This is a genomic window from Kitasatospora sp. NPDC052868 (assembly GCF_044547105.1).
Lineage (GTDB): Bacteria > Actinomycetota > Actinomycetes > Streptomycetales > Streptomycetaceae > Kitasatospora.
The window spans coordinates 96,969-110,732 of the sequence record NZ_JBITZW010000004.1 but is presented as its reverse complement, the minus strand read 5'-3'; the positions used below and the strand labels follow the sequence as shown (position 1 = coordinate 110,732).

The following is a 13,764-nucleotide window of genomic DNA, read 5'->3' as shown; positions in this document are numbered from 1 at the left end:
CAGGAAGCCTTCGACGTGCCCCCAGCAAGATCCGCCCGGCGCGGCACCCGCGCACGCAGCGCCGGCCCGCGCGGCGGCCGGGCTCGCGGCAACCGGGCGGGCACCGGACAGCCGGGCGGCGGCCGGCGCCGCCGCCGACAGCGCCGCAGGCTCGGACCGGGGATGATCGCCGCGATGGTCGCGGCGCTGGCGATACTCGGCGGCACCCTCTTCATCCTCAACCGGCCCTCCGTGCTGCCCGGCACCGGACCGACCGCCCAGGGCCGGGTCGCCCCGGCCGGCGAGGGCTCCGCCCCGGCCGCCGCGCCCGCCACCCCCACGGCGACCCCCACGGCCACCCCCACCCCGGAGCCGCCCGCGCCGCCGCCCGTCGTGGAGCCCAGCGCCCCGGACCCGGGCCCGGCCAAGGGCGCCGGCACCTTCACCATCGCCCCCGGCGCCGCCGCCCCGGTCGGCAAGGGCACCATCCGCCGCTACCGGGTGGAGGTCGAGGACGGCATCGGAATCGACCCGCCGGCCGCCGCCGCCCAGGTCCAGGGCATCCTGGCCGACAAGCGCGGCTGGACCAACGACCGCAAGAACGGCTTCCAGCTGGTGGCGGGCGGCGCGTACGACTTCACCGTGAAGATCGCCTCCCCGGCCACCGTGGACAAGATCTGCGGCGCCGCCGGCCTGGACACCCACGGCGAGGTGAACTGCAACGTCGGCAACCAGGTGCTGGTCAACGTCAAGCGCTGGAACACCGGATCGCCGCAGTTCAGCGGGCCGATCGACGAGTACCGGGCACTGATCGTCAACCACGAGGTGGGCCACCGGATCGGCCACGGGCACGAGACCTGCCCGGGCAAGGGCAAGCCCGCGCCCGCCATGATGCAGCAGATCTACGGCCTCAAGGGCTGCGAGCCCAACGCCTGGCCGTACAGCGCGGAGGGCACCTACCTGGGCGGCCCGGCGGTGCCCTGAACCGGCCCTGCCGGGCCCTGCCGGGCTCTACCGGGACCGATCTGAGACCTGTTCAACGGCGCCCCGCGACAACCCCGACGTAGGCTGACCGAATGACAGCTGACCGCACGACAGCCAAGATGCGCCGCGTCCCCGCCCTGCTGGGCGCCGTCGGGATCGTCCTCGGCGCGGCCGCCTGCTCCTCCTCCGGCGACTCGGGCAGCGGCTCGGGCGGCGGGGGCAAGCTCTCCTACGACCAGGTGCGGTCGACGGCCCAGGGACTGTCGAAGTCCGGGCCGTGCCCCTTCGGCCTCGACCTCGCGGCGGCGCTGAAGGGCGCCGGGATCGACCGCCCGGTGACCGCCGGGGCCAAGGACGAGAAGCCGGTGGACACCGACCTCGGCGACGGCGTCCCGGCCCAGGACTGGCCCGCCGGCGCCAGCCACCCGGCGGGAATGCCCTCGATGCCGGCCACTCCCCCCTCGGCCTGGGTGACCTGCACCTACACGGTGGGTTCGACGCCCGTCCGGATCGATCTGCTGGCGATCCCCCAGAACGACGTCGGGGTCAACATGATGCTGCCGCACATCCAGCGCTTCGGGAACGTCGGAGTGGACCAGCTGACGCAGTTCGCCAACGACAGGCCCAAGGCCGGGGAGACCAGGCTCACCCCGGGCGACGCCTCGGTGGGGGTCGCCCGGGTGGCGGCCAAGGGCAAGGGCGACCTGGTGCTGACGCTCACCCAGGACTCCGACGCGGCGGTGGAGCCCTCCCTGGTCGGCGAGCCGCTGCGGAAGGCCACCGAGCAGCTCGCCGCCCAGCTGCGCCCGTGACCCCTCAGCCCAGCACGGGCAGGTAGGCCCGGAGGTCACTGCGCTCGCCGCCGGCCGACACCGCGCCGGCGTCCACCGCGGACGCCCAGCCGGTACGGCCGGTGGCGAGCCTGATCCAGGTGAGCGGGTCGGTCTCGACCACGTTCGGCGGGGTGCCGCGGGTGTGCCGCGGTCCCTCGACCGCCTGCACCACGGCGTACGGCGGGATCCGCAGCTCGACCGCACCGCCGGGCACCTGGTCGGCGAGGGCGTCGGCCAGCAGCCGGGTGACGGCGGCCAGCGCCTGCCGCTCGTGCGGGAAGGCCACCCCCACCGCCGCGGCCAGGTCGTCGGCGTGCACGACCGTCTCGACCAGCCGGGTCACCAGCATGTCGGTGAGCGACATCGAGCCGAGCCTGATCTCGAACCGCCGGCCCGGGGCGGCCGTCTCCGGCTCGGCCAGGACGGTGATCAGCGCGCCCGCGGCGCGCTCGAAGGCGTCCGCCACCGAGGCCGGATCCCCGCCGAAGGCACCCGCCGCCTGCTCCCTGGCCTGCGCGTCGAGCAGCGGTGCGACCGTGCCGACCCGGGCGACCCACTGCAGCAGGTCCAGCGGCGCCCGCCCCTCCAGCGCTTCCCCGAGGTGGGCCGGCACCCAGTCGATCTGGACGGCGAGGTGCGCGATCAGCTCGCGTACCGTCCACTCCCCCAGCCGGGTCGGCCGGGCGAGCAGGTCCGCGGCGTCCGGGCGGGCGCAGAGCTCCCGGACGGTGTCGCGCAGTGCGGCGGTCTGCGCCGCCAGCGCGGCACTGACCTTCGGGTGCTGGTACGTACGGGACTTGGCAGGCATGCGCCCCAACATACGCCGAGGGGCGGGCGGTTCCGCAGAACCGCCCGCCCCTCTGTCATTCGCTCGCTCGCCTCCGGGCCGCTCGGGGCGGGCCCGCGACCATGGGGGTGTCAGGCGAGCAGGGCCTCGATGACGCCGGTGTGGGCGTCCTTCAGCTCGGCCAGCGAGACGGTGAACTGGCCCTGGACGTCCAGGACATCGCCGTCGACCACACCGATGCGGGTGGCCGGCAGGCCGCGCGCGGTGCACATGTCGTTGAACCGGAGCTCCTCGCTGCGCGGCACCGCGACAACCGCGCGGCCCGCCGACTCGGAGAACAGGAACACGAACGGGTCCTGGCCCTCGGGCAGGATGATCCGTGCGCCGTGGCCGCCCTTGAGGCAGCTCTCCACCAGGGCCTGGCCGAGGCCGCCGTCGGAGAGGTCGTGCGCGGCGTCGATCATGCCGTCGCGCGAGGCGGCGATCAGGATGTCGCCGAGCAGCCGCTCGCGCTCCAGGTCGACCTTGGGCGGCAGACCGCCCAGGTGGTCGTGGACCACCTGCGACCAGGCCGAACCGCCGAGCTCGTCCGCGGTGTCACCGAGCAGGTAGAGCAGCTGCCCCTCCTCGGCGAACGCGATCGGGGTGCGGCGGGTGACATCGTCGATGACGCCGAGCACCGCGACCACGGGGGTCGGGTGGATGGCGGTCTCGCCGGTCTGGTTGTAGAGCGAGACGTTGCCGCCGGTGACCGGGGTGCCCAGCTCCAGGCAGGCGTCGGCCAGGCCGCGGGTGGCCTCGGCGAACTGCCACATCACGTCCGGGTCCTCGGGGGAGCCGAAGTTGAGGCAGTCGGAGATCGCGAGCGGCTTGGCACCGCCGGCCGCGACGTTGCGGTACGCCTCGGCGAGGGCCAGCTGGGCACCGGTGTACGGATCCAGCTTGGTGTAGCGGCCGTTGCCGTCGGTGGCGACCGAGACGCCGAGGTTGGTCTCCTCGTCGATCCGGATCATGCCGGAGTCCTCGGGCACCGAGAGCACGGTGTTGCCGAGCACGTAGCGGTCGTACTGGTCGGTGATCCAGGACTTGGAGGCCTGGTTGGGCGAGCCGGCGACCTTGAGCAGGTCGGCCTTCAGGCCCTCACCGGTGGTCGGGCGGGCGAGGCGCTCGGCGGTCGGGGCGTCGGCCTGCAGCGCGTCCTGCCAGCTCGGGCGGGCGTACGGGCGCTGGTAGGTCGGGCCCTCGTGGGCGACGGTGCGCGGCGGCACGTCGACCACCAGCTCGCCGTGCCAGAAGATCTCCAGACGCTCGCCGTCGGTCACCTCACCGATGACGGTGGCGATGACGTCCCACTTCTCGCAGATCTCCAGGAAGCGGTCGACCTTGTCGGGCTCGACGATGGCGCACATGCGCTCCTGCGACTCGCTCATGAGGATCTCCTCGGGCGAGAGCGTGTTGTCGCGCAGCGGCACGGTGTCCAGCTCGATCCGCATACCGCCGGAGCCGGCCGAGGCCAGCTCGGAGGTGGCGCAGGAGAGGCCGGCGCCGCCGAGGTCCTGGATGCCCTTGACGAGCTTCTCGGCGAAGATCTCCAGGGTGCACTCGATGAGGAGCTTCTCCTGGAACGGGTCGCCGACCTGGACCGCCGGGCGCTTGGCCGGGCCGGTGGCGTCGAAGGTCTCGGAGGCGAGCACCGAGACACCGCCGATGCCGTCGCCGCCGGTGCGGGCACCGTAGAGGATGACCTTGTTGCCGGCGCCGGAGGCCTGCGCGAGGTGGATGTCCTCGTGCTTCATCACGCCCACGCACAGGGCGTTGACCAGCGGGTTGCCCTGGTAGCAGGAGTCGAAGACGACCTCGCCGCCGATGTTCGGCAGGCCCAGGCAGTTGCCGTAGCCGCCGATGCCCGCGACGATCCCGGGCAGCACGCGCCGGGTGTCGGGGTGGTCGGCCGCACCGAAGCGCAGCGGGTCCATCACGGCGACCGGGCGGGCGCCCATCGCCAGGATGTCGCGCACGATGCCGCCGATGCCGGTGGCCGCGCCCTGGTAGGGCTCGATGTACGAGGGGTGGTTGTGCGACTCCACCTTGAAGGTGACCGCGTAGCCCTGGCCGACGTCGACCACACCGGCGTTCTCGCCGATGCCGACGAGCATGGCGTCGCTCTGCGGCTTCTTCTCGCTGAACTGCTTCAGGTGGACCTTGGAGCTCTTGTACGAACAGTGCTCCGACCACATGACCGAGTACATCGCGAGTTCGGCGCCGGTGGGGCGGCGGTCGAGAATCTCGCGGATCCGGGCGTACTCGTCCTGCTTGAGACCGAGCTCGGCCCAAGGCTGGGAGGCGTCCGGGGTCTGCTCGGCGTTCTTGACGGTGTCGAGGCTCATCAGGCGTTCACCAGCTGCTTCAGGACGGAAGTGAAGAAGCCCAGGCCCTCGACGGTCGGACCGGTGAGCGGCTCCACGGCGTGCTCCGGGTGCGGCATCAGGCCGACGACATTGCCGGCGGCGTTGGTGATGCCGGCGATGTCACGGTACGAACCGTTCGGGTTACCGTACCCGTCGGCGGCGTTGCCACCGGTCAGGTAACGGGCGACCACCCGGCCCTCCGCCTCCAGCTCGTCCAGGACGTGCGCCTCGGCGACGAAGCGGCCCTCGCCGTTCTTCAGCGGGACGACGATTTCCTGGCCGGCCGAGTAATCCCGGGTCCAGGCGGTGCCGGCGTTCTCGATCCGCAGCTTCTGGTCGCGGCAGATGAAGTGCAGCGAGTCGTTGCGGGTGAGCGCGCCGGGCAGCAGGTGCGATTCGCACAGCACCTGGAACCCGTTGCAGATACCGAGAACCGGCATTCCCAGCTTCGCCTGCTCGATGATGGTGTCCATCACCGGGGAGAAGCGGGAGATGGCGCCGCAGCGCAGATAGTCGCCGTAACTGAATCCGCCCGGCAGGACGACGGCGTCGACCTGGTGGAGATCCTTGTCACGGTGCCAGAGGGCGACCGGCTCGGCGCCGGCCAGGCGGACCGCGCGCTGGGCGTCGCGGTCGTCGAGGGAACCGGGGAAAGTGACGACGCCGACTCGGGTGGTCACTTGCCCTCCTCCTCGACGCGGACTGTGAAGTCCTCGATCACGGTGTTGGCGAGGAAGGTCTCGGCGGCTTCGCGGATCCGGGCGAGCGCGGCGTCGTCGACCGGGCCCTCCAGTTCCAGCTCGAAGCGCTTGCCCTGGCGGACGTCGGCGATCCCGGCGAATCCGAGACGGGGCAGTGCACGCTGCACCGCCTGTCCCTGGGGGTCGAGGATCTCCGGCTTGAGCATGACGTCGACTACGACGCGTGCCACTGGCACTCCCGGTGGTGTCTTCGTGAAGGCGGGGGAACTCCAGACTACCGGGGGTTTCGGCCGACTTTGCTGGCCGGGGAGAGCGACGCGCGTAGACCCGCGCCCCTTACGCCCCAAGGGTTCCGGCCCTCCGGGCCACCCCATTTCAGGGGTTTCGGCGCCGCGGCGGGAAGGGACGAAGAACGCCCGAATACGGCACTCCGGGACAGATCGGCCAGTCGAGTGCGCCGGTATCCGGCACTCCGACGAAGACACGTGAATATCCGGAAAAGAAAGCCGGACTCTTCGATTTCGACCCGCTTCGGGTGCAGAATAGGGCCACCTGCTGCGGCAAGTGCTGCGTATCCGGCACGCCATCGGGCTGCCCGTATGTGCTTGCGCACGTGGTGCACATCAGGCCCCGGGAGCGCACCCCGCGCCCTTCGGCCGAATTGCCCGAGAGGATTGACACCCATGGCTCAGCGTGTAGTCGTCACGCTCTCCGACGACCTGGACGGCGGCGCGGCCGCGGAAACCGTCCACTTCGGCGTCGACGGGAAGTCGTACGAGATCGACCTGTCCCTGGACAACGCGGAAAAGCTGCGGGAGGCCCTCGCGCCCTTCGTCGCGGCCGGCCGCCGTCAGAGCCGTACCGGTAAGTCCTTCCGCCGCACCGCACTGACCCCGGACCCGGCCGCCGTGCGCGCCTGGGCCCAGTCGCGCGGCATGGAGCTGCCCGCCCGGGGCCGTATCCCGAAGCACGTGTACGAGGCCTTCGCCGACGCGAACTGACCTCGGCGGAGCCCGGTCGCCCCGCCTGCCCGAAAGGGTGGGGCGACCACCCCGATCGATGGGGTAGAGTAATCCTCGTCGCCGCAACGGAGAGATCCCGAGAGGCGGCCGGTGCCCCACCAGGTACCGTGCGGACGTGGCTCAGTTGGTAGAGCATCACCTTGCCAAGGTGAGGGTCGCGAGTTCGAATCTCGTCGTCCGCTCGTAGTGCGCGAGCAACAGTGCGCGAGCACGCTACAACTCAATATCTCCATCCTGCGGACGTGGCTCAGTTGGTAGAGCATCACCTTGCCAAGGTGAGGGTCGCGAGTTCGAATCTCGTCGTCCGCTCCAGTACGAAGGGCCCCCTCATCGAGGGGGCCCTTCGGCATTTCCCCGGCCATTCCCGGGGCATGCACCCATGACATTTGTCATCGCCCACCCGTGGATCCGCACCCCGCACCGGTGACGGCTCGCACTGCCCCCGGCGCCCGGGCGGCGGAAGGCTTGAGCCATGGAAACGAGCCAGCACCGCACCCCGGGCGACAGCGTGATCGAGGTCACCGGCCTGCACCGCCACTACGGGTCCGGCGCCTCCGCATACCGCGCCGTCCGCGGCATCGACCTGGACGTGCGGCGCGGTGAGCTGTTCGCGCTGCTCGGCACCAACGGCGCCGGCAAGACCTCCGCCATGGAACTGATCGAGGGCCTCGCCGCCCCGACCGCCGGACGGGTCCGGGTGCTCGGCCACGACCCGTACCGCGAGCGCGCCGTCGTCCGCCCCCGGATCGGCATCATGCTCCAGGAGGGCGGCTTCCCCGGGGACCTCACCGTCGCCGAGACCGGCCGCAGCTGGTCCGGCCTGACCAGCGGGGCCCGCCCGGTGGACGAGGCGCTGGAGCTGGTCGGCCTGGTCGACCGCCGCGACGTCCGGGTCAAGCAGCTCTCCGGCGGCGAGCGCCGCCGGCTCGACCTCGCGATGGCCCTGCTCGGCCGGCCCGAGGTGCTCTTCCTGGACGAGCCCAGCACCGGCCTCGACCCCGAGGCCCGCGCCGCCGTCTGGAACCTGGTGCGCGAGCTGCGCGCCGAGGGCACCACCGTGCTGCTCACCACGCACTACCTGGAGGAGGCCGAGGAACTGGCCGACCGGCTGGCCATCATGCACCGCGGCCAGGTCGTCACCGCCGGCACCGTGGCCGAGGTGATCGCCGGCCGCCCCTCCCGGATCACCTTCGAGCTGCCCGAGTTCAGCGGGGCCTCGCTGCCGCCGCTGACCTCCGCCGAGGTCCTCGCGGTCGGCCGGCGGATCACCGTGCAGACCCCGCGCCTTCAGGCCACCCTCACCGAGCTGCTGGTCTGGGCCGACCGCCACGGGATCACGCTCGGCGCGCTCGACGCCCGCAGCGCCTCGCTGGAGGAGGCCTTCCTCGCGATCGCCGCCGAGGCCGCCCACGAGCCCCCGGCCGAGACCCCCGCCGCCCCCGCCGCCCGCCGCCGCCTGATCGGATCCGCCCGATGACCACCGCCGTCCCCGCCGCCCGCAACGCCACGACCGGCCGCACCACCGCGACCGGCCGGCTGCTCGCCCTCGGCCGCGCCGAGGCCACCCTGCTGGTGCGCAACCGCACCGCGCTGTTCACCGCCCTGCTGCTGCCGCTGGTGCTGATCGCCGGGCTGAAGAACGTGCTCTCCCAGCAGGCCAAGGACAACCCCGGCCTGGACGTCGACTCGCTGCTGGTCAGCGGCTCGATCGGGATGGTCCTCGCCTTCGTCGTCTACTACAACCTGACCGCCGCCTACGTGGCCCGGCGCGGCGAGCTGGTGCTCAAGCGGCTGCGCACCGGCGAGGCCCGGGACATCGAGATCCTGGCCGGCACCGCGGTGCCCTCGGTCGGTCTCGCCCTGCTGATGTGCACCGTGATCGGCGTCGGCGGCGCCTTCGCGCTCAAGCTCACCGTCCCGGTCAACCCGCTGCTGCTGGCCGTCGGGCTGGTCCTGGTCATCGGCACCCTGATGGCGCTCGCCGCGCTCTCCAGCGCGTTCACCAAGACGGTCGAGAGCGCCGGCATCACCACCATGCCGGTCCTGCTGATCTCCCAGTTCGGCTCCGGCCTGTTCTACCCGCTCGAGGTCATGCCGGACCGGATGGCCGACATCTGCCGACTGCTGCCCACCACCCCGGCCTTCCAGCTGATCCGCCTCGGCTGGTTCGGCACCGACGGCTCCGACGCCCCCACCGGCTTCCTCGGCACCTGGGCGCCCGCCGCCCCGTACCTGGTCACCGGCGGCGTCTGGCTCGCCCTCGCCGCCTGGGGCGCCGTGCGCTACTTCCGCTGGGAGCCCCGCCGCTGACGCGGGGCCGGACAGGGTACGCCGCAGCTGATAGGAAGAACGCAGCACGGTCATGATCGAACAGGGAGCGGATCAGATGGACGTCCTGGCACCGGTGCGCACCTGGAAGGGCTACGGCAAGCCCCAGCGCACCGAGCTCTACCTCCGCTGGTCGCTCTACCTGGTGCCGCTGATCGTGCTGCCGCTCATCGCGCTGGCCATCGTGAGCTCCGCCGGGCAGCAGGACGTCCGCGGCGCCGCCCAGGTCTGCCTGGTCGTCGCCCTGGCCAGCACGCTGGTGACCCTCCGGGCCTTCCGCACCTCTCTCGACCACTACCTGAAGCGGCCCGCCGACCACCTGCGCTGGCTCGCGATCAGCGGCACGGTGGTGGTGGTCGGCTCCTGGGCGGTGCTGCTGCTCGGCCCGGCCCACGGCGGACCGCAGGACCCGACCGGCCCGCCGTTCACCATCGTGGCCGTCTCCTCGCTGCTGGCCTCCGCCTTCGGCCCGGCGGGGGTGGGCCTGTCGGTACGCCAGGCCTGCGCCGCCGGGTTCGGCGCCATGGCGCTGGTCGCCCCCGCGGTGCTGCTGGCCGGCATCGACTCCGGGACGGCCACCGGCCTGCTGGTCGGCCAGGTGGTGGCGATGACGCTGGTCGCCGGCAGCTGCCGCAGCTTCGCCTGGCTGCAGTCGGTGGTCTGGGAGCTGGACGCCGCCCGCGAGGCGCAGTCCCGGCTGGCCGTGGCCGAGGAGCGACTGCGGTTCTCCCGCGACCTGCACGATGTGATGGGCCGCAACCTCACCACCATCGCGCTGAAGAGCGAGCTGGCCGTCCAACTGGCCCGCCGGGGCCGCCCCGAGGCCGCCGACCAGATGACCGAGGTGCAGCGGATCGCGCAGGAGTCCCAGCGCGAGGTCCGGGACGTGGTCCGCGGCTACCGCACCGCGGACCTACAGGCGGAGGCGATCGGCGCCCGCGCGGTGCTCCGCGCCGCCGACGTGGCCTGCGAGATCGACCTCGGCGGGGACGCCGACGAGCTGCCCCAACCGGTCCAGTCGGTGTTCGGCTGGGTGATCCGCGAGGCGACCACCAACGTGCTGCGGCACAGCGAGGCCGGGCGCTGCGCGATCCGGCTGCACCGGGAGGACGGCCGGGCGGTGCTGGAGCTGGAGAATGACGGGGTACCGGACGTCCCGATCCCCTCCCAGGGAAGCGGCACCGGGCTGCACGGACTGCGCGAGCGGCTCGCCGCCCACGACGGCGAGCTGCTCGTCCCGGCCGCCGGGCCGGGCCGCTTCCGGCTGCTCGCCAGCGTGCCGCTCCGCCCCGAACCGCTCTGACCTGCCCTGACCCGTTCTGCTCCGTCCTGACCCGCCCCGCTCCGGCCCCGCTCGGCTACGGAAGAAGGCCCGCCGATGACCGCCCCCGCCCCCGCCCCCGTACGGGTCCTGCTCGCGGACGACGAGCACCTGATCCGGGGCGCGCTCGCCGCGCTGCTCTCCCTGGAGGAGGACATCGTCGTGGTCGCCGAGGCCGCCTCCGGCCCGGAGGCGCTGGCCATGGCGAAGGCACACCGCCCGGACATCGCGGTACTGGACCTGCAGATGCCCGGACTGGACGGCATCGAGGTGGCCACCGAGCTGCGCCGACTGCTGCCGGACTGCCGCGCGATGATCGTCACCGGCCACGGGCGCCCCGGCTATCTGAAGCGGGCGCTGGAGGTCGGGGTGCGCGGCTTCCTGCCGAAGACCGTCTCGGCGGCCGACCTCGCCGGGATCATCCGGACCGTGCGGGCCGGCGCCCGGTACGTCGACCCCGAGCTCGCGGCGGACGCGATCAGCGCGGGCGGCACCCCGCTGACCCCGCGCGAGACGGACGTGCTGGAGCTGGCCGCCGACGGCACCTCGATCGCCGGGATCGCCGAGCGCGCGGCGCTCTCCCAGGGCACCGTCCGCAACTACCTCTCCTCGGCGGCCGCCAAGCTGGGCGCCGAGAACCGCCATGCGGCGGTGCGGATCGCCCGCGAGCACGGCTGGATCTGACCAGCCGCGCCCGCGGGCGCCCCGGTCACTGCCAGGTGGTGCCGGTCAGCCGCTCGTACGCCTCGATGTACTTGCTGCGGGTGAGCTCGACGATCTCGGCCGGCAGGGCCGGCGGCGGCAGCTCGCTGTGACGGTCCCAGCCGGAGGCCGGGGAGGTCAGCCAGTCGCGGATGAGCTGCTTGTCGAAGGACGGCTGCGCGTGGCCGGGCTCCCACTGGTCGGCCGGCCAGTAGCGCGAGGAGTCGGGCGTGAGCACCTCGTCGCCGATCACCAGCTCGCCGTCCACCAGGCCGAACTCGAACTTGGTGTCGGCCAGGATCAGACCGCGGTCGCGGGCGATGTCCCGGGCCCGGGAGTAGACCGCGAGGGTGGTCTGGCGCAGCTGGGCGGCCAGGTCGGCGCCGATCCGGCGGGCGGTCTCCTCGTAGGGGACGTTCTCGTCGTGGTCGCCGACCGCGGCCTTGAGGGCCGGGGTGTAGATCGGGGCGGGCAGCTCGGAGCCGTCGTCCAGGCCGTCCGGCAGGGCGATGCCGCAGACCGTGCGGTCGGCGCGGTACTCGCTCAGGCCGGAGCCTGCCAGGTAGCCGCGGGCGACGCACTCGACCGGGATCATCTCCAGGCTGCGGCAGACCAGCGTGCGGCCCTTCCAGTCGGCGGGGGCGCCGGCCGGGACCTCGGTGGAGACGACGTGGTTGGGCACCAGGTCGGCGATCCGCTCGAACCACCACAGCGAGAGCTGGGTGAGGATGCGGCCCTTGTCGGGGATCTCGTTGGGCAGCACCCAGTCGTGGGCCGAGGTGCGGTCGCTGGCAACCATCACCAGCTCGCCGGACTCGGTGCGGTAGAGGTCGCGCACCTTGCCGGTGTGCAGGTGGACCAGGCCGGGCACCTGGACCGGCTCGGGCTTGGTGACAAATCCGCTCAAGGTCGTCTCAGTCCTCAGGGGTCGTTCGCGTGCATGTGGGACGCGCGAATGGGGAGGTCACTGCACCCGAGTCTGTCATGGAGGCCCTCGCGGGCCGGTCCTGGGTTCTCCGCCGTTCTCTTCTCAGCCGTTCTTGCAGAGGTGGTCGAGCAGGTTGGCGGTGGCACGCTGGATCCGCTCGTCGGTGTGGCCCGGCCGGTCCAGCGCGGGCGACCAGGCGAAGGTCCCGGCGGCGAACACGTAGGCGCCGCTCGGCGCCCGGTACAGCGAGGTCTCCTGGTAGCGGGTGCGGCCGGCCAGGTCCCGGTACGGGGAGTGCGCGAGCAGCACCCGCTCGGTGTGCTCGGGCAGCGCCACCTTGGGGTAGTAGCGGTCCGCCTCGCCCGCGACCAGCCCGGACAGCTCCTCGCCCTCCTGGACGCCGGTGCCGTCCCAGAGCCAGTGCGCGGTGTGCCGGGCGACCAGCGGGACGGGTGCGGCGACCCGGCCGGAGTACTGGAGGCCCAGCAGGTGCTGCTCCGGCTCGCCGGCGTCCCGCCAGAGCGCGCTGGCGGCGCCCGCCCCGGCGGCCGGGCTGCCGGGCGGGACCTTCTGCCGCTTGCGGCAGTTCAGCAGCCGGTTGGGCTCGCCGGAGGCGGCGGCGGACAGCTCGACCCGCCAGTACATGGTGTTGGCGGAGAGGAAGACCAGCGAGGTGCCGCCGTCCCGGGCCCGCTCGGCGGCCCGGCGCATCGGCTCGGACCAGTACTCGTCGTGGCCGGGGAAGACCAGCGCGCGGTGCCGGGACGGGTCGACCAGCCCGGCGTGCAGGTCGGTGGCGGTGGCGTAGGAGAGGTCGTAGCCGTAGCGCTCGGCCCAGCGGATGAAGTCGTAGGCGTGGCCGACGTGCAGCGGCAGGCCCGCGGTGGCGTGCGGGCGGTCGAAGGAGACGGTGACGGCCGCCTCCGACTCCCCGACCAGTCGGCCCTCGTCGTCCCAGGCGTGGTAGAGGCTGGCGCCGCTGCGGCCGTCCTCGGGGAAGAGGTTGTAGGCCTGCCAGGTCACGTCCGGGAGGACCAGCAGCAGCTCGGCGGCGTGCGACTGCTCCTCGAAGTCCCGGACGGTGAACGGGATGTGGCTGCGGTGCAGCATGTCGGCGGTGGTCAGGACGGCGACGTAGGCGCCGGGCTGCCAGTGGGCGGGGATCTGCAGCCGCCAGGACTGCCACCAGTGGTGGCAGGAGACGGTGCGGCCGACGACCAGCGGGGCGGGCTGGGCCAGCCCGGCGATCAGCGGGCTGGACGTCATGTGGCGGGCGCCGTCGCCGCCGTAGTGGCCGATCCGGTAGACCCCCACGGTGAACTCGCGCGGCGGGTTGACGGTGACCCGGAAGTCCACCGAGCCGCCCGGGCGGACGACACCGGCCGAGGCGAAGCCCTTGATCTGCTGCACCACGTCGTTGGCGCCCTGCGGGGTGCCGACCGGCGGCTTGGGTCTGGCACCGCCCGCGAGCGGCTGCTGGCCGGGGGCGTCCACCGAGACGTACCAGGGGAGGGCGCCCTCGGCACCCTCCAGGTACTGGTCGGGGCTGCGCAGCCAGGGCAGCGGGCCCTGGCCGAAGGGGTCGGACACGCTGTACGCGTGCGTTCCGGACTCCCAGCGGCGGTTGAGTTCCGTCCCCACGCGCCCCTCCCACAGGTGCACCCTCCACCGGCTGGCATGTGCCCCCCGGATGTGCGTGCGGTCTAATACACCACACAGTGCTGGCGCTGCGTCACCCCACGGTAGCAACTAGTGGCGGTCAATCTTCCGG

At 72.8% G+C, this 13,764-nt stretch carries 13 protein-coding genes and 2 tRNA genes; 9 read left to right on the top strand and 6 right to left on the bottom strand.

The features are described from left to right. The first annotated feature begins 15 nt into the window (after window positions 1-15). Both ACIGZJ_RS09085 and ACIGZJ_RS09080 read left to right on the top strand, forming a co-directional pair. Complete coding sequence (locus ACIGZJ_RS09085) at window positions 16-963, top strand: DUF3152 domain-containing protein (RefSeq protein ID WP_396456614.1); 948 nt, start codon at window positions 16-18, stop codon at window positions 961-963. Window positions 964-1,055: 92 nt separating this feature from the next. Continuing rightward, window positions 1,056-1,775 carry a hypothetical protein gene (locus tag ACIGZJ_RS09080; protein ID WP_396456613.1) on the top strand — a complete coding sequence of 240 codons (720 nt, stop codon included), beginning with the start codon at window positions 1,056-1,058 and terminating at the stop codon, window positions 1,773-1,775. A gap of 4 nt (window positions 1,776-1,779) precedes the next feature. On the opposite strand, the gene ACIGZJ_RS09075 is transcribed toward ACIGZJ_RS09080, so the two are convergent. From ACIGZJ_RS09075 to purS, 4 genes are all read right to left on the bottom strand, one after another. Beyond that, window positions 1,780-2,604, bottom strand: coding sequence for a sterol carrier family protein (locus ACIGZJ_RS09075; protein ID WP_396456612.1), 825 nt, complete (start codon window positions 2,602-2,604; stop codon window positions 1,780-1,782). 110 nt (window positions 2,605-2,714) lie between these two features. Then, complete coding sequence (purL, locus tag ACIGZJ_RS09070) at window positions 2,715-4,970, bottom strand: phosphoribosylformylglycinamidine synthase subunit PurL (RefSeq protein ID WP_396456611.1); 2,256 nt, start codon at window positions 4,968-4,970, stop codon at window positions 2,715-2,717. Continuing rightward, window positions 4,970-5,671 (bottom strand): phosphoribosylformylglycinamidine synthase subunit PurQ, encoded by a 702-nt coding sequence (gene purQ / locus ACIGZJ_RS09065; protein ID WP_387947706.1) that lies wholly within the window; start codon window positions 5,669-5,671, stop codon window positions 4,970-4,972. Before purQ ends, purL begins: the two co-directional genes overlap by 1 nt. Beyond that, on the bottom strand, window positions 5,668-5,922 hold the full coding sequence (purS, locus tag ACIGZJ_RS09060; RefSeq protein WP_033250393.1) for a phosphoribosylformylglycinamidine synthase subunit PurS: 255 nt from the start codon (window positions 5,920-5,922) through the stop codon (window positions 5,668-5,670). Before purS ends, purQ begins: the two co-directional genes overlap by 4 nt. A 453-nt stretch (window positions 5,923-6,375) precedes the next feature. Between purS and ACIGZJ_RS09055 the strand changes: the two genes are divergently transcribed. From ACIGZJ_RS09055 to ACIGZJ_RS09025, 7 genes are all read left to right on the top strand, one after another. Continuing rightward, on the top strand, window positions 6,376-6,693 hold the full coding sequence (locus tag ACIGZJ_RS09055; RefSeq protein ID WP_392930407.1) for an Lsr2 family protein: 318 nt from the start codon (window positions 6,376-6,378) through the stop codon (window positions 6,691-6,693). Window positions 6,694-6,823: 130 nt separating this feature from the next. Further along, window positions 6,824-6,896: transfer RNA gene (locus ACIGZJ_RS09050), tRNA-Gly, on the top strand. A 54-nt stretch (window positions 6,897-6,950) separates the two neighbouring features. Then, a tRNA-Gly gene (locus ACIGZJ_RS09045) sits at window positions 6,951-7,026 on the top strand. A gap of 160 nt (window positions 7,027-7,186) precedes the next feature. Continuing rightward, window positions 7,187-8,191 carry an ABC transporter ATP-binding protein gene (locus ACIGZJ_RS09040; protein ID WP_396456610.1) on the top strand — a complete coding sequence of 335 codons (1,005 nt, stop codon included), beginning with the start codon at window positions 7,187-7,189 and terminating at the stop codon, window positions 8,189-8,191. Then, window positions 8,188-9,024, top strand: a complete 837-nt coding sequence (locus ACIGZJ_RS09035; RefSeq protein WP_396456609.1) for an ABC transporter permease — start codon at window positions 8,188-8,190, stop codon at window positions 9,022-9,024. The genes ACIGZJ_RS09040 and ACIGZJ_RS09035 overlap by 4 nt, the downstream gene beginning before the upstream one ends. Before the next feature lie 76 nt (window positions 9,025-9,100). Next, entirely contained in the window at window positions 9,101-10,345 is a 1,245-nt protein-coding gene (locus tag ACIGZJ_RS09030) for a sensor histidine kinase (protein WP_396456608.1), read from the top strand. 75 nt (window positions 10,346-10,420) lie between these two features. Continuing rightward, window positions 10,421-11,047 (top strand): response regulator, encoded by a 627-nt coding sequence (locus ACIGZJ_RS09025; protein WP_396456607.1) that lies wholly within the window; start codon window positions 10,421-10,423, stop codon window positions 11,045-11,047. Between the two features lie 25 nt (window positions 11,048-11,072). Here the strand turns inward: ACIGZJ_RS09025 and ACIGZJ_RS09020 are convergent, their stop codons facing one another. Both ACIGZJ_RS09020 and ACIGZJ_RS09015 read right to left on the bottom strand, forming a co-directional pair. Next, complete coding sequence (locus ACIGZJ_RS09020) at window positions 11,073-11,972, bottom strand: phosphoribosylaminoimidazolesuccinocarboxamide synthase (RefSeq protein WP_396456606.1); 900 nt, start codon at window positions 11,970-11,972, stop codon at window positions 11,073-11,075. A gap of 123 nt (window positions 11,973-12,095) precedes the next feature. Continuing rightward, window positions 12,096-13,634, bottom strand: coding sequence for a N,N-dimethylformamidase beta subunit family domain-containing protein (locus ACIGZJ_RS09015; RefSeq protein WP_396456605.1), 1,539 nt, complete (start codon window positions 13,632-13,634; stop codon window positions 12,096-12,098). Between the last annotated feature and the right edge of the window lie 130 nt (window positions 13,635-13,764).

Excerpts from the sequence above, each read along its gene's own strand:
- ACIGZJ_RS09035 (WP_396456609.1), top strand. The coding sequence starts at position 8,188 with ATGACCACCGCCGTCCCCGCCGCCCGCAACGCCACGACCGGCCGCACC.
- ACIGZJ_RS09075 (WP_396456612.1), bottom strand. The coding sequence starts at position 2,604 with ATGCCTGCCAAGTCCCGTACGTACCAGCACCCGAAGGTCAGTGCCGCG.
- ACIGZJ_RS09080 (WP_396456613.1), top strand. The coding sequence starts at position 1,056 with ATGACAGCTGACCGCACGACAGCCAAGATGCGCCGCGTCCCCGCCCTG.
- ACIGZJ_RS09030 (WP_396456608.1), top strand. The coding sequence starts at position 9,101 with ATGGACGTCCTGGCACCGGTGCGCACCTGGAAGGGCTACGGCAAGCCC.
- ACIGZJ_RS09040 (WP_396456610.1), top strand. The coding sequence starts at position 7,187 with ATGGAAACGAGCCAGCACCGCACCCCGGGCGACAGCGTGATCGAGGTC.
- ACIGZJ_RS09025 (WP_396456607.1), top strand. The coding sequence starts at position 10,421 with ATGACCGCCCCCGCCCCCGCCCCCGTACGGGTCCTGCTCGCGGACGAC.
- purL (WP_396456611.1), bottom strand. The coding sequence starts at position 4,970 with ATGAGCCTCGACACCGTCAAGAACGCCGAGCAGACCCCGGACGCCTCC.
- ACIGZJ_RS09055 (WP_392930407.1), top strand. The coding sequence starts at position 6,376 with ATGGCTCAGCGTGTAGTCGTCACGCTCTCCGACGACCTGGACGGCGGC.